Raw genomic sequence first — 15,997 nt, forward strand, 5'->3', positions numbered from 1 at the left:
AGAGGTACTCATCCTAATCTAGCATCCCTTTCATACAGAACTGAATCATTCGTGTTTCTGTCTACGATTTGACGAATGATGTCTGGATTAGCATCGATTTTTTGGAAGACTAAGGCGTACGCTTGAATTCTTTCATATTCAATGGGTGATCTTAACTCTCTGCATATTGTTAAGGTAGACCGCAACATTTTTAACGTTTCAGGGAAGTTGTGAATGTCATAACCTAAATCATCACGTTCTGATAATGTAAATGGAAAGCCGTTTCCAAAGCCGATCTTATTCTTAAATGGAAGATGCCCTGGGATCGGAACGTTCTGCCATTCTCTTGCGAACACACCTTCACTCATCGCCAGTTCTTGAATAGCCTCTTTCACTTTATAATCAGCAAGATCCTCTAAACCCAAGTTTGCTGGCGTTAACTTGATTCTGTACATGTTATAGCTATGCTTGGAACCTAGCGGTACAACGGGTCCTCTAAAGAGCTTTGTCTTCGAAAGAACCTTCGTTAGATACCCAGCATTTCTTGCTCGGATAGCATCATAATAGGGGAGACGCTCCAACTGACTTATCCCAAAAGCTGCTGCAATCCAAGACATTCTGTAATCAATGCCCGAATCCTCGAGGAAAGCCAAAGCTCTCTCATAGTCTTCCTTCTCCTTGAAAAAGGCTATGCCACCTTCGCCTCCAACAGGGAAATTTTTATCTGCCATTAAACTTTGACCGGCACTATCGCCGATGGAGCCACATTTTTGATTACCAATCGAAGCCGAATGAGCATGAGAGGCATCTTCAACTAAACGTAAAGAATATTTCTTACTGATTAGGCTTAATTGCGTGAGGTCTGCTGGCAATCCATGTACATGGACTGGCATAATCACTTTCGTTCTACTGGTAATCGCCTGCTCTACTTTGGCAGGATCTAGGCAATAGGTTTGTGGATCAATATCCACAAAAATGGGAATAGCCTTCGCAGCCACGACGGCCTGTGCAGTAGCAATAAACGTGAACGCGGGTAGAATCACCTCATCGCCTGGTTGCACCCCAACTCCCACTAAAGCTAGATGAAGGCTGGAAGTCCCACTTGCGGTAGAAATCGCATAATTAGCCCCCACATAATCACGATATTTTTCCGTGAATTCATCGATGACACGATCTGGATCCTGCTGGATCGAGATTAACATCTGCATAACGTCTTCTTTGGTGATGATTGGGAAGTTTGTTTTTCGTACATCCTCAGGGATGACAGCAGGGCCACCTTTATATGCCAGCTCTGCTGTTATCCAATCATCTGAAGGTAGTTCCAACAGCTTTTGTATGAAATCTGTCTTCATTCTGGTGGTTCCTCCTTAGCAAAGTTAATTTCACACACGCCCCCACTAGGGGGCTTAAGCGATAGTTAAACTGAATGGCTGGCTCGATATCGGAATCACTTTCTTCTTGCGTCCACATCGTTTTCAAATCAAAAGCACCAAAAATCTTTAGCCTCTCCGCTTTCTTCCAAATAGAAATGTCATTCACCGCTAATGCAGCGCAAGGACCAAACCCTAAATCCGTGAAATCTAATACAAGAACTTGATTTTGAGTTGAAGTTGCCTTGGATAAGACCACTTCTTCTAACTCATTGAGATTTTGCCAATTCACTGAAATGGTTGTAAAACCAAGTCCAATATCTAGATCATCCTCTAAATTAACTCCTAACCAATATAAAAACTTACGTTCTTGATCCGTTGCTTGTTCTAGTCGAGTAGATGAACCATGTACAATATTCTGTCCCCATAATGCACCATGAACAGCACCTGTATAGCTATTGAATAGTGCTACATGTTTAGCCTTGGTTATCTTACTGATACTTTTTTCTAAACCTTTTAATTCATTCTCGTTCTTCTCAATACTCATAATTACACCTGAATTAAGAACTCTAGATAATACAAATGAAAGCGAGAAGTAGTTATCTTTTTGGATCACGGAATCTGTCATTGTGCCTCCTTTATTATTAATTTATTGTTTGAGCAAATTTACTTTTCAACGCTATTTTTTGCTTTAGGTATTGCGCTATATGATAGGCAACATCGACACCGTGGATCTTCCATGACTTGGAGAACTCAGGGTTTTGATTGATTTCGCATACGAGATAACGGTTATGTTTGAAATCATAGAATAGATCTAATCCATAGATACCTTCTCCCAAAACATCAATCAGTTTATTACATATAGATCCAATCTCAGAGTCAATGTCCATCGGTTCAATTTCAGCGCCAAGGTGTGTATTGGTTTTCCAATTGTCGACGGATACTCTGCGGAAAGCCACAATGGGCTTACTTCCTACAATCACGACTCGGATATCGAAGTCTCCCTTTTCAACAAATTCTTGAACTAGGACTGGGAAGGATTGTTGTGTTGGATCGATAGATTCTCTTGCCGCTGTCCATGCATCCAAACCATCTTTGCCCACTATTCTCGCAATTCCTCTTCCCCACGATGAGCTCGCAGGTTTGATCACAAAGCCATCACCAAAATCATCAAACCATTCCGTCAGATTGGACGATGTAAAGGCCACCTTAAATCTGGGCTGCGGAATATTAGCTTGTTGAAATACAATCGATTGATAAATTTTATTCGTACAAATCGTAATCGCCTTAACTGAATTAACAGTGTCAACGCCAGCTAACTCCAACATGGTTGATCGACTTAGAGCTTTTTTTTGAGAAAGGCAGCGAATGAGAGCTAATCCAACTTGCTCAGATCTATCTGTTTCCAAAGGTAACTCCATCGAATCAAGATTGATTTCTACGTTAAAGGCATCATCTTTAAGAAAATCAGCTATGCGTTTTTCTTCCTCACGCAGTTTGGTTACACAGATGAGAATATCTGTATGGTTACTCATTTCCCAGCTCCTTTACTCACCCCATGTTTCTTCAATTTCAGGAGCGAGTTCTATAGTTATCACATTTTTAACAGCATGTACTTCATGTTCTTGACCGCATGAGGAGCACTCCACGATCTCCCCCGTTGTTGCATCTTCCTCTACACTAAAATCAGACTTGCATACCAGACAATTTAAGCTACTCATTACCATCTTCCACCTTTCGGATATAATTTGACTACACCAACCTGAATAGTTGGTTTAAATGTATCATTCAACTATTAAAACGTAACCTTTGATGACCTTTTAAATTCCCAGATAAATGGGTTGTTGAAATTTGTATTAAAACTATCATATATTTTCCAATTAAGTCAATTAAAGTTCGATAAGATTCTTCTATTACACTATAGAATATTCTGATACACGCTCTGTAAAGTAAATCTGCGCATAGCCATCTATTTTACGCATCCTCTAAGAACGTATAAACAAAGTGATCCTATCTATTATCCCTAAATCATGCTGATAGCGTCATCATATAGTTCTTCTATCTTCGAATAGAAAAAAGCTATTATATGGTAATTTACGCAAAAAATTATATGTGATATATTATCCCCATTATTCACAGCAAAATTATTGGAATAACATATTCCTAGGTATTAACAATCAGACCCAAAGGAGGAACTGCCCTGAGCAAACAACAGATAGTGCAGTGGTTGGATGAAAACAAAGAGCCATTTGTAAACTTGGCCAAGGAGATTTGGGAGCGACCCGAGCTGGCATTTGGCGAAAAATTCGCTTCTCAATTGCAACAATCTCTTTTGGAGGGCAATGGCTTTTCACTCCTCACAAACGTAGGCGGAATACCCACTGCATTTGTCGCAGAATTTGGTACAGGTCAGCCGATTATCGGTATTTTGGGTGAGTATGATGCTCTTCCAGGCCTATCCCAAACTGTTGGCGTAGTGAAGGAAGAAATCCAAACCAATGGCCCTGGTCATGGTTGTGGACACAATCTACTAGGAACAGCTGGTGTAGCCGCCGTTATTGCTCTTAAAAAGATTTTAGAAGTGGAAAATATCGTTGGGACGATACGGTATTATGGTTGCCCCGCTGAGGAAGTATTGTCTGGGAAAACATTTATGGCTAGAGCAGGTGTTTTTAATGATTTAGATTGCGCACTGTCTTGGCACCCAGGAACTACAAATATGGTGGCAAATTACCGAACCTCAGCGCTAACCTCCGTTGAATTCTTCTTCAAAGGACGGACTGCTCATGCAGCAACAGCTCATTTGGGTAGAAGTGCACTCGACGCCGTTGAATTAATGAACATAGGCGCTAATTATCTGCGGGAGCATGTTGTAGACGGTACACGTATCCATTACACCATCACCAATGGAGGTGTGGCACCTAATATTGTGCCGGATAAAGCTAGTACTTGGTACTTTCTACGAGGAGCCAATCGGAAGGAGGTGGATCAAGTGTTTGAACGAGTGATCAAAATTGCCCAGGGTGCAGCGCTAATGACCGAAACGGAAGTCAGCTGGGAAATTAAAGCGGGTGCCTACGATCTTAACGTAAATGATACTCTTAATCAGCTTATGTACAGGCAAAAGGATGTTATCGGCCCTCTCCAATTTACAGAAGAAGACCACGCATTTGCAGAAGCTCTGGTCGAAACACTTGATCCATCATCAAGAGAAACTTCGCAAAGAATGCTAGCCCAATTCGGTATACATGAGAACACACTGCTACCCACCGAATTCATTCGTTTTACATCGCCGGGTGGGAGTGTTGCGGGATCTTCAGACGTAGGTGATGTCTCTTGGATTACTCCCGTTGGACAGGTCGGAACAACCTGCTCTGCTGTCGGCATCCCATTACATACCTGGCAAGCTACAGCTTCATTCGGGTCCCCCATTGGCTTTAAAGGTATGATCCATGCCTCTAAGGTTCTCGCCCTTACGGCATATGAGCTACTGGTTGATGGAAAGGAAGTTCTTGAGCAAGCACAAGCAGAATTCCTGCAGTCGACTAAAGGAAAAGCTTATATTCCGGCCATTCCTAATGAAGTAAAAGCTCCGGTACTCGTGTAAGCGATGGATAACTTACTGGAAGTTCATCGACTGCAAACTGTATTTCGATCCGATCGCGGCGATGTGACCGCTGTCGATGAAGTCAGCTTTAAGATACAGCTGGGTGAAACCATCGGAATCGTAGGAGAATCTGGATGTGGAAAAAGTGTTACCTCCTTATCCATCATGAGTCTGTTAGGCAAGGAAGGTCGTATTCAGCAGGGAGAGATTTGGTTTAATGGGACCAATCTAGCTGAATTGTCGGAGACAGAGCTTCGCCTGCTACGTGGCAAAGAAATCGCAATGATTTTTCAAGAACCTATGACGTCTCTTAATCCGGTTTTCACTATTGGTAATCAATTAATAGAAACGATCCGACTGCACATGAAGTTAAACCGTAAAGATGCTAAGTCTTACGCCATTGAAATGCTAACCAAAGTTGGTATTTCTCGTCCCGAAGCGATCCTGAAGGAATATCCACATACTTTATCCGGTGGAATGCGCCAACGCGTCATGATCGCTATCGCGCTTGCTTGCAAGCCCAAGCTTCTCATCGCAGATGAACCTACCACTGCACTTGATGTCACCGTTCAAGCTCAGATCTTGAGTTTAATGAAGCTGCTTCGTGAAGAAAGCGGCGCATCGATTATGCTGATCACACATGACTTGGGCATCGTTGCAGAAATGGCTGATAAAGTGATCGTGATGTATGCTGGCCAAATTGTTGAAGAAGCCGATGTCTACTCCTTATTTGAGGAGCCGCTTCACCCTTATACCAAAGGACTATTACAATCCATTCCTGGTACGGGGGATGATAACAACGACCGATTATTCGGTATCCCTGGCACGGTTCCATCTATACAGCGAATGCCTCAGGGCTGCAGGTTCCATACCCGCTGCGAGTATGCTACGGAACAATGCGTTCATGAGCAGCCGCAATTAAAGACAATTTCACCTAACCATCATGTGAAGTGCTGGCTGTATTAGGGTTATTTACGACCTGAATTGAGTGAGGAAATGGGGAGTAGTATGAAATGATAGAAGCTGAGAATTCACTTTCCCAAGCTCCATTAGTCCGAATCGAGCGATTAAAAACCTACTATCCCATTAAAAAGGGAATCTTCTCTCGGACAGTAGGACACGTCAAAGCCGTTGACGATATTACCCTCAATATCTACGAAGGTGAGACATTAGGACTCATCGGAGAATCCGGGTGTGGCAAATCCACCATCGGTCGTTCCATAGTAAGGCTCGAGAATCCTAGTGAAGGTAGTATATTTTTTCAGAATGAAGATATCACACCCTATTCTAACCAACAATTAAAGCCGATTCGCAAGCAGATGCAAATGATATTTCAAGATCCCTATTCATCGTTAAACCCGCGAAAAAAGATCAATGAAATCTTATCCGAGCCGTTTATCGTACACAAGCTTGTTGAATCGAGAAAGGTACAGCACAATGTAGATCAATTATTGGATGCAGTCGGCTTACCACGCTCCTACAAAAATCGTTATCCTCACGAATTTTCTGGTGGGCAGCGTCAACGTATTGGGATCGCGAGAGCTATTTCTTTACGTCCCAAATTCATTGTATGTGACGAGCCGGTCTCTGCGCTAGATGTATCTATTCAAGCTCAAATCTTAAATCTACTTAAGGATTTGCAAAAAGAGTTAAATCTCACTTATTTGTTCATTGCGCATGGGGTTGGCGCAGTGAAATATATTAGCACTCGGGTTGCAGTCATGTACCTCGGAAAAATAGTAGAGGTCGCAGATCAAGCTACTTTATTCAATCATCCCAAGCATCCTTATACGCAGATTTTATTAAATGCCAGCCCAGTGCCAGATCCTAAGCTACGTCATAAAGAACGATTCATTATACAGGGTGAAGTCCCAAGTTCCGCCAACCCGCCTGAGGGATGTCGATTTCATACACGATGTCCTTACGTGCAGGAAAAATGTAGACACGAAGAGCCAGCAATCACGGGTGTGCTTCACGCCGTTGCCTGCCATTATCCCATAAGTTAAAGCTTGGAAAAGGAGGAAGCTTCTTATGCTCCATTACATTGTTAGACGCGTGCTAATTGCGGTTCCGGTTTTATTAGGCATTACCATTCTCAACTTTTGCATTGTAAATCTAGCACCTGGCAATCCGGTTGATATGTACCTCGATCCCAATACACCCAAGCAGCTAATGGAAGCTAAGAAGGAAATGCTTGGACTCAACGATCCCATCATCATTCAGTATTTCAAATGGCTCTGGCAATTGCTTCACGGTGATTTCGGTTTTTCCTTTAGCTCCTTTGCTCCTGTTACACATATCATCGGGGAACGTATCGGCCCCACCCTTGTGCTGACTTCGATTTCTTTAACCGCTGGGCTCTTAATAGCCATTCCCATTGGTATTATAAGCGCGGTCAGACAAAACACCCGGTTTGATTACATCATGACAGGCCTATCATTTATCGGAACTTCCATTCCACAGTTTTTTCTTGGACTAGGTCTAATCTATATTTTTGCCCTTCATTTCAAAATACTACCTACGGGCGGGATGCTGACAATAGGTGGCGATGGCAGCTTAGGGGATAGAATCAGACATCTGATTCTTCCCGTCTCCGTACTTACGATTGCTATTGTCGGTAAGAAAATAAGATATGTACGTGCAAGCATGCTCGATGTGCTAAAGCAAGATTATTTACGTACCGCTCGCGCCAAAGGCCTGCATGAGTTTATTGTCACTAATAAACATGCACTGCGTAATGCGCTTATTCCAATCATCACTGTGTACGGTATGGAAATCCCCCTATTACTCGGAGGAAGTATTATTATTGAACAAATTTTTCAATGGCCTGGCATCGGGCAGCTGACCATGCAATCCATATTATCGAGGGATTATCCCACCCTAATGGGTTTGAACTTTATAGCTGCAATTATTGTACTTGCGACTAATTTAATGACGGATATTCTATATTCAGCAGCAGATCCACGTGTCAAATATAACTAGAAAGGGGGGATTCGTATGTCCTTAACGGATATCCAAGTGAAAACCAATACCCGGATAATGGACACTATAGAAATCATAGAGTTGGAGCCTGAGGAACGCTATAGCCAGCAGATCATTCGCCGCTTCAAGAAAAACCGATTAGCCGTTGCGGGCCTTATCTTTATCATCCTGCTCGTATTTACTGGACTGTTTGCTCCATGGTTAACGCCGCATAACCCTAATGAAGTGACTGCCTTCTTCTCAGCTTCCCCTTCTTCTGTTCATTGGCTTGGAACAGACCAAGTGGGGAGAGATGTTCTAAGCAGACTCATTTATGCAACTAGAATCTCCCTGATCGTTGGCTTTCTCACTGTATCGATCTACGTTACCGTAGGTACGACAATCGGCTTAATCTCCGCTTATTATGGAGGCTGGATGGATATGTTCGTCATGCGACTTAGTGATATTTTCATGGCTTTTCCTTATTTAATGGTCATCTTGGTCGTCGTCAGTGTATTGGGTTCAAGTCTTACCACCATCATTCTCGTTCTTGCTCTATTCTCATGGCCTACAGTGGCTCGTTTGGTTAGGGGAAATGTACTTTCACTCAAGCAATTGGATTATGTAAAAGCTAGCATCGCCCTTGGATTAAGTCCGTGGCGTATAATGTTTAGTCATATTCTGCCCAATACCCTTGGTCCCATTATCGTTAATGCCACGTTCGGTATAGCTGCTGCGATCCTAAGTGAGGCAGGGCTTAGCTTTCTCGGGATGGGGATCCAACCCCCAACACCTAGTTGGGGAAACATGCTCAGCGATGCTCAATCTTTAACCGTATTAACCAATCAACCCTGGCTGTGGGTACCTGCTGGATCTATTCTTTTGCTTACCGTATTAGCTATCAATTCCATGGGCGATGGGCTTCGAGATGCATTAGACCCCAAGCAATAAAATTCTTAGGATTCGAACTACCTCTATTATTAAAATATGATCTATAAAGGAGATCTTCCGATGAAATCAATGAAACACCTTCTATCCATCAGCTTATTATCTTTATTCGTTCTCATCCTTGCTGCCTGCGGCTCAACAAAGGAAAACGCTAATAAATCAGCTTCCCAGCAAAGTCCACCCGCAGAGAACGCTGCGGATACGACAGAACCCATCGCGAAAGAAGAAACAACGGCAAAACCAAAAATAGTCTCCATTGGGATTGTTAATTCCCCTATTACTTTAAACCAAATCAATCATCAAGGAGATTCTGCATCCCAAACAGTACTCAACATCATCAATGATTCACTCTTTGATCTAACAGAATCATTTGAATTTGTCCCTAAGATTGCTTCATCTATTGAAACAACAGATAACCAAACCTTTGTCGTTACCTTGAATCCAAATGCTAAATGGAATGACAACGAGCCCTTCACTACAGCTGATGTAGCTTTCACATTAAAAACTGCACTGAATCCCAAGGTTGAAAGCACCATTCGTATTGCTTTTGTCGAGGGCCTAGATGATGCGGGTAAAATCCCTTCAGGACAAACGGAGATCTCCGGGCTCAAGATTATTGACAAACAGACTTTTGAAGTTAAAAGCAAGACACCTATCGACCCTAATATTTTCAAAGAAAACTTTGCTACGAAAATCAACTTTTTGCCGGAACACATTTTAAAGGACATCGATCCTGCACAATTAGCGACTGACCCCTATTTTCAGAATCCTACCGTAACCATTGGTGCATTCAAATACTCTAAGTTTGCCAAAGACCAATATTTTGAAGCGGTACGGAATGAAAATTACTATCTTGATATCGCTAAGCTAGATAAAATCATCGTTAAAGTACTGCCTGCAACAAATCTAGTAGCCCAACTACAAACCAACGAAATCCAATTAAACTCCTTGCCCGTTGGACTTATTCCCATCACAGATTATGAAACAGTCAAAGCATTACCTAATATTGACCTCACCTCAAGTACTCCATCAGAGCCTGCAGAGTTATTTTTCAATGTATCGAAGATTACAGATCCTAAAGTACGCCAAGCTTTTGCATACGCGCTTAACCGTCAACTGATCGTTGACCAGCTGTTTAAAGGACAGGCAGATGTCATCGACGGTGGTGTTCCGAACAATCACCCATACTACGCCAAAGATACGAAGCTATATACGTATGATCCTGAAAAAGCAAAACAACTGCTCCAAGAAGCTAATTGGGATTCCAAACGTGAAGTTCAGCTGCTTGTTCCTTCAGGCAATAAACTTCGTGAACAGGCCGCCGACATCTTAGTTCAGAACTTGATTGCCGTTGGCGTAAATGTGAAAATCCAAAAATTTGACTTTGGTACGTTGATCGGAAAAGTAGACAAAGGTGATTATGATTTAACCATCTTTAATCGTGATTATTATTTTGAGCCGAGTTTATATTTCACACTATTTAAAAGCGATAACGAAAATAATTTCCTTCACTATAACAATCCACAGGTGGATGCGCTTATTGCCAAGGGGGAAACCGAGACTGACCCCGCGAAGCGCCTGGAGACTTATAATCAGCTACAAGCTTTATTACACGAGGATCTTCCATCCATCGCCATATATTCCGAGAAGCGTTTACAAGCCGTTTCTAAAGATATCATTGAAGGTAAACCCGCGAATGTCGGACAATTTAATAACGTGAATAAATGGGACTTAAAAGAGTAATGGCAAAATAATTTTAAATAAATAAGGCAGCCCGTTGTAATAGAATATCTATCGTAACGGGCTGTTAATCATTATACAATGCTGAGGGGTCCATTATTTTCGAAAATATATTCACCAAACCTAGGCATTTGCCATACACTACCTTGAGATCAAAACAGCAACCTAACCCAAGGAGTGATTGTTCTGGAACATTATCAAATGCCACGCTTTATGCAACCGAACATGCAACCCAATATCCAACCGAATATTCAATCGAACATGCAGCCGAACATGCAGCCGAACATGCAGCCAAGTATGCAATCAAACATGCAACCGAATATGCAACCGAACATCCAAAGTATGCATTCCAATATTCAGCCACACACACAGCAAAAGCCATTAGTCGTATATCCCGTTGACCCTTGTGTAGTGGAGGCATTGAAGTCCCTAAAAGGACAATGTGTACTGTTGGAAACAACGCGTGGAAAAATCGAAGGCATTGTATGTGAAGTCAAGCCTGACCATGTTATCTTACAATCACGCGGCAAAAATTTCTATGTGCGCATAGCTGAGATTGTCTGGATTATGCCTGAGTAAAAGGTATTTAAAGAGGGGATATAGTTTGTGAGCTGTTTTGCGCAGCTCTTTTTTTTCGTTGTAAAGCTAGACGAGGATAAATCCCTATAATAGATGTAACATGCTGAATCAATGTAGTTATCAAAGATTATATCCCGAGCTGTCTGGTCTGGTCGGATTAGAAACAATACCAAGAATAACTAATAACCCGAGTATCGTATTCATCAGCGTGAGGACTTCTCCTGACATTTGCTCCGTTAACTCATATATTCCTGTTATATTTCCAAACAACTGCGCCAGCAGCAATACTTGTGAAATAATACTTGCCCATAAAGCCCCGTTACGCCATCTTTGTTTGTTCATCATCATTTGCCCCCTTTCATATTGTTCTTAATCATTGTGAGTACACCTGGATCAAATAGCCCCATATTATAGATCATCTGGATCATGTTTAGCTCTAGCTTGGACTTATCGGCTGAAGTCGTGATTGCATTAGCTCGCTTAGCAGCCATCACAGCATCTGTGTAATGGCTGAGGTAAGCCTCTTGTCCAGACATATTGAGACGTCTCTCCATTGCCGTTATCCGCTTGTTCTGTTCCTCTATCATTTTTATTAATTGTGCGATTTGAACTACAGTCATATCTTCTTCCTGCTCCTTCCCCGCTGAATCCTCGTTATTCTTCAAATCATATTGATATAAATTGTGCGTATCCATAATAGAAATGAGCTTATCCCCCACAGTCCCTTTTCCTTTGATACCAAAAAGATTGTTAGCCTTATTGGTCAATCCACTTTCACCCCATGCCGACTCTAGTGCAGCTTGAGCAATGGTGAGGGATGCAGGAACGCCACAGTTACGGTAGTCTTCAATGGCATATGCAGCCATTTTTAAGATAAATTCATTATTGTTCAATTTACAGTCCTCCCACTTTAATAGCAGTCACTATTGTAGCCATTACAATAGCTATGATTGATCCACTGATGGTACGCCACAGCCACTTCTGATTATCTTCAATCTCATCAAGTCGATGGTGCGCTGATTTGGCTGAATTCAACGCTTCCTGAGCAATATCTTTAGCATTCAATTGAGCATCTAATTTGGTCTCCACCCGAGTTAACCGTTGTAATATTTCGGTCGTATCTTCCATTGATCTCCCCCCGCTTCAAGAAATAAAAATTGCCCTCAGGTTATGAGGGCATAAAAAATACACCATTTAAGGTGTGGTTGATGTTGCGTATAATCGTCCGGATGCGAAAGAAAAAGACCAACAATTAATTAATTAATATGTTGGTCGACTCCAGTAATTCCTTATTCAACTATCGTTACCCGTTAGTTCAATCTAGACTGATGTGAATCTTGTTCATTGCCAAGCCAATTAGGAGTTTAAAACCGAGTATTTTCTTCAGAGCGGTTGGGTCTCATGTAGATCTCTCACACCTTCCGAACAGTGGGCGAGTAAAATACGTCACTATGCATATGCTGAATTTTGTCCCAGTTGCCAGGATTGGTCGTGTCTGGAGAGCGGTGCTCCAGAATGGCTTGATATAGGGCGGTTTTTTCTTCCAAATGGGCAACGTGCTGTTTGGCTTCTTCGAGCTTAGCGAGCGCCGCTTCTTTATGCTCCATCATGAGTGCGGAGCGTTGCGGAATGGTCGAATCTCCTTCGAGACAGAGATCGACGTACATTTTTATGACTTCAATCGGCATACCGGATTGCTTGAGGCATTTAATGCCATGTAGCCAGTTGATCGATTCTTCGTCGAACATCCGAATATTATTTTGATTGCGCTGTACGCTTGGCACCAGGCCTTTATCCGTGTAAAAGCGTACAGCGTGCTCAGTTAGTCCCGTTATTAGGGCGGCTACTTTGACCGTATGCATGTGAATTCTCCTCGGCAAATAAATTTTTGAAGATGCCTTGACTTCGTGTAACACGAAGGTCATAAGCTTATTGTAATGCAAATGAGCCGTAAGTGGAATCCCTCTCTGCAGTTCCCGATTCAGGGGTTACGCGCCGTTTGCTATTAGACATTTGAACATTAGGAGGAATTACAATGCAAACCGTAACATTAAACAATGGTGTAAAAATGCCGATCATCGGCTTTGGTGTCTACCAAGTTCCGAATGCTGAAGAATGCGAGAACGCGGTATATGAAGCGCTGATGGCCGGTTACCGCCTGATCGACACCGCCGCCGGTTATCTGAACGAGGAAGCGGTCGGACGCGCGATCAAGCGCAGCGGTGTACCGCGTAAGGAGCTATTCATCACGACCAAGCTTTGGGTTCAGGATGCCGGTTACGAGAGTGCCAAGCTGTCGTTTGCCAAATCCTTGAAGAAGCTACAGCTCGACTATCTCGATCTATACCTTATTCACCAGCCGTTCGGCGATTACTACGGCGCTTGGCGTGCGATGGAAGACCTGTACCGCGAAGGCAAGATCAAGGCGATCGGTGTCAGCAACTTCCTGCCCGACCGACTAATGGACCTCGTCGTGCATAACGAAATCGTGCCCGCGGTCAACCAGGTCGAAACGCACCCTTTCTACCACCAAATCGAGAGCGCCGCTTTTATGAAAGAGCAAGGAGTACAGCACCAGTCATGGGCTCCGTTTGCTGAAGGACTTAACAACTTGTTTGGCAACGATGTGCTGGCCTCGATCGCAGAAAAACACAACAAGTCCGTAGCCCAGGTCGTGCTTCGCTGGCTTGTTCAACGTGGAGTCGTTGCTATTCCAAAATCGGTGCGTAAAGAGCGGATCGTCGAAAACTTCAACATTTTCGATTTTGAGTTGAGCGCGGACGATATCGAACAAATTTCCACTCTCGATACGCGGGAAAGTCTTTTCTTATCGTACCGCGATCCGGAAGTCCCCAAGATGATGGGCAACTGGAGAGTCGAACTGTAAACCTTGATCGAACCGTAAACTCATCACGCGTTTATCCTCATATCTATTAAGAAAGGAAAGGACAGGGCGGGCACGCCTGTCCTTTCTTTACTTGAATTATTGCGGCAAGCATAAGTTTGGAAAATCCTTAGAATAGCCAAACTGCTACTACCCGGCGTAACGATGTCCATACTCCAACAACCAATAGTTGACGTGGTGTACATACATTGGATGTGTCAAAGTGTTGCTGGTCTGATTCTTCATTAATACTTCATCTCCGAACAAACGTTGCACATGATAACGTTGTACCAAATCCCAACTGAGCTGTGCCAAAACTGTATTGTTGGAATTTAATAATGTAGGAGACATGCGATTAAATGACCCCTATACTCCCCTTTCCTCTACTGCTGTAGGAGAAAAAGAACCTCCATACGTCATTCCTCCAAAATTACTATACTTAGAAAAATCATTAAGCATCATACCCGTACCTACCAAACCAAATATTTCCTCTCCCGCCTTCAGCGAAACGGTGTCCCCGCTGAGTTACATCATCTGTATGAATAAATAGAATGAACTAAAGGCCAAACCTTACTATATATTGATTGTCTTTGGAATCTAGAGCGCTTTGAAGATAAAACTTTAGTTCAATCTATTTAAATAAGGGATTAGCTAAATTAGCTAATCCCTTATTTATATGGACCTATTCAGACATAAGTTTCTGACTGTTTCTATTTTCTACTCTATGATGAAGAACATAGTAAATGACGATGGCTAGCGATACAAACAGTCCACCTATTAAATACATGGTGTGATAGTTCGTTTTTGCTGCAATTAGACCTAGAACGTATGATCCAACCGCATAACCCAAGTCAAAAAACACAAAATAGGTTCCAGTGGCTAACCCTTGTCGATGTAGAGGAGAAACCTGAATCGCAATCGTCTGGAAGCTAGGTAGAATCGCACCAAATCCTAATCCTATTACCCCGGCAGTAATGAGAAATATTGGGGCAGTATATGCTTGGCTCAACCAGACCATCCCTATAACGAATAATATAATCCCTGGGTATACAAGAATATGCGCCCCCTTGCGATCAAAGAGTCTTCCCGTAAAAGGCCGAGTGATCAGAATAACTGCTGCAAACACAACGAAAAAGTAACTTGCTATTTGTTCAAGACCCATGGACTTTGCGTACACAGAAATGAACGTCGAAATGGCCCCGTAAGAAAAGGCTAATACAAATCCAGCCAACGAAATGGGTATCGCTTTAGGCTCAAAATACCGTTTTATATCCCATTTACTGAGCACAGAGGGTACAGGTACATGCTTAGGAATTTGCGTAATTGCACTGCATCCTAGAGACAACAATGAAAATGCGCTAATGGTTATGAACAACACAAAGAAATTAGTATGGCTCGTCATGAAGAGTCCAAGAAAGGGTCCCATAACCATCGCAAGACTCATAAATAGACTGAAATAACCAATCCCCTCCCCCTTTCTCTCTTTCGGAATAACATCAAGCACGACAGCTGAGGTTGCTGTTGCCGCAATACCAAACGAGATACCATGTATAAACCGAACCACCAACAACAACGTATAATCTTGAATAAACAAATAGGAGATCGTACACAATGTAAATAAAATAAGCGACATTATCACGATCATCTTTCTACTCATCTCATCTAACCATTTCCCCGTCAGAGGACGAAAAATAACAGCAGCAATTAGAAACACCGTTGTCACTAAACCAATATCTTTTTGGCTACGTCCCAAATTCTCTAGAACAAAGGTTGGTAATGTAACGGCTAGTATGTAGAAGGTAACATAAATAAAAAAACTACTAAAACTAATCGATAAAAAATTCCGGCTCCATAACGTTTCCTTCTGTTCTTTCTCCACTATTCTCTCTTCTTTCATTACATCAAGTTTAATCTCTCAGATGTTTTGTC

Annotated in this window: 18 protein-coding genes; 8 read left to right on the forward strand and 10 right to left on the reverse strand. The window is 42.4% G+C overall.

Annotation, left to right across the window (positions count from 1 at the left end; translation table 11 throughout):
- Positions 1 to 8: 8 nt before the first annotated feature.
- The 4 genes from J2T13_RS01545 to J2T13_RS01560 are packed head-to-tail and all read right to left on the reverse strand — an operon-like array spanning position 9 to position 3,070.
- Entirely contained in the window at positions 9 to 1,331 is a 1,323-nt protein-coding gene (locus J2T13_RS01545) for a DegT/DnrJ/EryC1/StrS family aminotransferase (protein ID WP_429367667.1), read from the reverse strand.
- The gene (locus J2T13_RS01550; protein WP_429367669.1) at positions 1,285 to 1,977 is read right to left on the reverse strand and encodes a degT/DnrJ/EryC1/StrS aminotransferase; all 693 of its coding nucleotides are present in this window, start codon (positions 1,975 to 1,977) and stop codon (positions 1,285 to 1,287) included. Before J2T13_RS01550 ends, J2T13_RS01545 begins: the two co-directional genes overlap by 47 nt.
- A gap of 16 nt (positions 1,978 to 1,993) precedes the next feature.
- A complete protein-coding gene (locus tag J2T13_RS01555) occupies positions 1,994 to 2,884 on the reverse strand; it encodes a RimK family alpha-L-glutamate ligase (protein ID WP_429367671.1) in 891 nt (296 codons plus the stop codon).
- A gap of 12 nt (positions 2,885 to 2,896) precedes the next feature.
- Complete coding sequence (locus J2T13_RS01560) at positions 2,897 to 3,070, reverse strand: lysine biosynthesis protein LysW (protein ID WP_429367672.1); 174 nt, start codon at positions 3,068 to 3,070, stop codon at positions 2,897 to 2,899.
- A gap of 536 nt (positions 3,071 to 3,606) precedes the next feature.
- Here J2T13_RS01560 and J2T13_RS01565 point away from each other — a divergent pair.
- The 7 genes from J2T13_RS01565 (at position 3,607) to J2T13_RS01595 (ending at position 11,184) form a co-directional block, all read left to right on the forward strand.
- Positions 3,607 to 4,956 (forward strand): amidohydrolase, encoded by a 1,350-nt coding sequence (locus J2T13_RS01565; RefSeq protein WP_429367674.1) that lies wholly within the window; start codon positions 3,607 to 3,609, stop codon positions 4,954 to 4,956.
- Between the two features lie 3 nt (positions 4,957 to 4,959).
- On the forward strand, positions 4,960 to 5,922 hold the full coding sequence (locus J2T13_RS01570; protein ID WP_429367676.1) for an ABC transporter ATP-binding protein: 963 nt from the start codon (positions 4,960 to 4,962) through the stop codon (positions 5,920 to 5,922).
- Between the two features lie 47 nt (positions 5,923 to 5,969).
- Positions 5,970 to 6,962, forward strand: a complete 993-nt coding sequence (locus tag J2T13_RS01575) for an ABC transporter ATP-binding protein (protein WP_429367678.1) — start codon at positions 5,970 to 5,972, stop codon at positions 6,960 to 6,962.
- A gap of 25 nt (positions 6,963 to 6,987) precedes the next feature.
- Positions 6,988 to 7,938 (forward strand): ABC transporter permease, encoded by a 951-nt coding sequence (locus J2T13_RS01580; protein ID WP_429367680.1) that lies wholly within the window; start codon positions 6,988 to 6,990, stop codon positions 7,936 to 7,938.
- A gap of 15 nt (positions 7,939 to 7,953) precedes the next feature.
- Complete coding sequence (gene opp4C / locus J2T13_RS01585; protein WP_429367682.1) at positions 7,954 to 8,868, forward strand: oligopeptide ABC transporter permease; 915 nt, start codon at positions 7,954 to 7,956, stop codon at positions 8,866 to 8,868.
- Between the two features lie 60 nt (positions 8,869 to 8,928).
- Positions 8,929 to 10,608: an ABC transporter substrate-binding protein gene (locus J2T13_RS01590; RefSeq protein ID WP_429367684.1), complete on the forward strand. Its 1,680-nt coding sequence runs from the start codon at positions 8,929 to 8,931 to the stop codon at positions 10,606 to 10,608.
- A 210-nt stretch (positions 10,609 to 10,818) separates the two neighbouring features.
- Positions 10,819 to 11,184, forward strand: a complete 366-nt coding sequence (locus J2T13_RS01595) for a DUF2642 domain-containing protein (RefSeq protein WP_429367686.1) — start codon at positions 10,819 to 10,821, stop codon at positions 11,182 to 11,184.
- Positions 11,185 to 11,304: 120 nt separating this feature from the next.
- Here J2T13_RS01595 and J2T13_RS01600 read toward each other — a convergent pair whose 3' ends face one another.
- The 4 genes from J2T13_RS01600 to J2T13_RS01615 form a co-directional block, all read right to left on the reverse strand.
- Positions 11,305 to 11,526 carry a phage holin gene (locus tag J2T13_RS01600; RefSeq protein ID WP_429367688.1) on the reverse strand — a complete coding sequence of 74 codons (222 nt, stop codon included), beginning with the start codon at positions 11,524 to 11,526 and terminating at the stop codon, positions 11,305 to 11,307.
- 2 nt (positions 11,527 to 11,528) lie between these two features.
- On the reverse strand, positions 11,529 to 12,077 hold the full coding sequence (locus J2T13_RS01605) for a glucosaminidase domain-containing protein (RefSeq protein ID WP_429367690.1): 549 nt from the start codon (positions 12,075 to 12,077) through the stop codon (positions 11,529 to 11,531).
- A 1-nt stretch (position 12,078) separates the two neighbouring features.
- Positions 12,079 to 12,312: a hemolysin XhlA family protein gene (locus tag J2T13_RS01610; protein ID WP_429367692.1), complete on the reverse strand. Its 234-nt coding sequence runs from the start codon at positions 12,310 to 12,312 to the stop codon at positions 12,079 to 12,081.
- 284 nt (positions 12,313 to 12,596) lie between these two features.
- Positions 12,597 to 13,046, reverse strand: coding sequence for a MerR family transcriptional regulator (locus J2T13_RS01615; RefSeq protein ID WP_429367694.1), 450 nt, complete (start codon positions 13,044 to 13,046; stop codon positions 12,597 to 12,599).
- Between the two features lie 173 nt (positions 13,047 to 13,219).
- Here J2T13_RS01615 and J2T13_RS01620 point away from each other — a divergent pair, with 173 nt between their 5' ends.
- A complete protein-coding gene (locus J2T13_RS01620) occupies positions 13,220 to 14,071 on the forward strand; it encodes an aldo/keto reductase (protein WP_429367696.1) in 852 nt (283 codons plus the stop codon).
- 147 nt (positions 14,072 to 14,218) lie between these two features.
- Here J2T13_RS01620 and J2T13_RS01625 read toward each other — a convergent pair whose 3' ends face one another.
- Both J2T13_RS01625 and J2T13_RS01630 read right to left on the reverse strand, forming a co-directional pair.
- Positions 14,219 to 14,419, reverse strand: coding sequence for a hypothetical protein (locus J2T13_RS01625; protein ID WP_429367698.1), 201 nt, complete (start codon positions 14,417 to 14,419; stop codon positions 14,219 to 14,221).
- Between the two features lie 331 nt (positions 14,420 to 14,750).
- On the reverse strand, positions 14,751 to 15,965 hold the full coding sequence (locus tag J2T13_RS01630; protein ID WP_429367700.1) for an MFS transporter: 1,215 nt from the start codon (positions 15,963 to 15,965) through the stop codon (positions 14,751 to 14,753).
- Positions 15,966 to 15,997: the final 32 nt, after the last annotated feature.

This window comes from Paenibacillus sp. DS2015 (assembly GCF_050433705.1).
Taxonomy (GTDB): Bacteria; Bacillota; Bacilli; order Paenibacillales; family Paenibacillaceae; genus Paenibacillus_AQ.

What these genes read in the sequence shown, in the direction of transcription:
- J2T13_RS01545 (WP_429367667.1), bottom strand. Translation starts at nt 1,331, where the DNA reads ATGAAGACAGATTTCATACAAAAGCTGTTGGAACTACCTTCAGATGAT.
- J2T13_RS01550 (WP_429367669.1), bottom strand. Translation starts at nt 1,977, where the DNA reads ATGACAGATTCCGTGATCCAAAAAGATAACTACTTCTCGCTTTCATTT.
- J2T13_RS01555 (WP_429367671.1), bottom strand. Translation starts at nt 2,884, where the DNA reads ATGAGTAACCATACAGATATTCTCATCTGTGTAACCAAACTGCGTGAG.
- J2T13_RS01560 (WP_429367672.1), bottom strand. Translation starts at nt 3,070, where the DNA reads ATGAGTAGCTTAAATTGTCTGGTATGCAAGTCTGATTTTAGTGTAGAG.
- J2T13_RS01570 (WP_429367676.1), top strand. Translation starts at nt 4,960, where the DNA reads ATGGATAACTTACTGGAAGTTCATCGACTGCAAACTGTATTTCGATCC.
- J2T13_RS01575 (WP_429367678.1), top strand. Translation starts at nt 5,970, where the DNA reads ATGATAGAAGCTGAGAATTCACTTTCCCAAGCTCCATTAGTCCGAATC.
- J2T13_RS01580 (WP_429367680.1), top strand. Translation starts at nt 6,988, where the DNA reads ATGCTCCATTACATTGTTAGACGCGTGCTAATTGCGGTTCCGGTTTTA.
- opp4C (WP_429367682.1), top strand. Translation starts at nt 7,954, where the DNA reads ATGTCCTTAACGGATATCCAAGTGAAAACCAATACCCGGATAATGGAC.
- J2T13_RS01590 (WP_429367684.1), top strand. Translation starts at nt 8,929, where the DNA reads ATGAAATCAATGAAACACCTTCTATCCATCAGCTTATTATCTTTATTC.
- J2T13_RS01595 (WP_429367686.1), top strand. Translation starts at nt 10,819, where the DNA reads ATGCAACCGAACATGCAACCCAATATCCAACCGAATATTCAATCGAAC.
- J2T13_RS01600 (WP_429367688.1), bottom strand. Translation starts at nt 11,526, where the DNA reads ATGAACAAACAAAGATGGCGTAACGGGGCTTTATGGGCAAGTATTATT.
- J2T13_RS01610 (WP_429367692.1), bottom strand. Translation starts at nt 12,312, where the DNA reads ATGGAAGATACGACCGAAATATTACAACGGTTAACTCGGGTGGAGACC.
- J2T13_RS01615 (WP_429367694.1), bottom strand. Translation starts at nt 13,046, where the DNA reads ATGCATACGGTCAAAGTAGCCGCCCTAATAACGGGACTAACTGAGCAC.
- J2T13_RS01620 (WP_429367696.1), top strand. Translation starts at nt 13,220, where the DNA reads ATGCAAACCGTAACATTAAACAATGGTGTAAAAATGCCGATCATCGGC.
- J2T13_RS01625 (WP_429367698.1), bottom strand. Translation starts at nt 14,419, where the DNA reads ATGTCTCCTACATTATTAAATTCCAACAATACAGTTTTGGCACAGCTC.
- J2T13_RS01630 (WP_429367700.1), bottom strand. Translation starts at nt 15,965, where the DNA reads ATGAAAGAAGAGAGAATAGTGGAGAAAGAACAGAAGGAAACGTTATGG.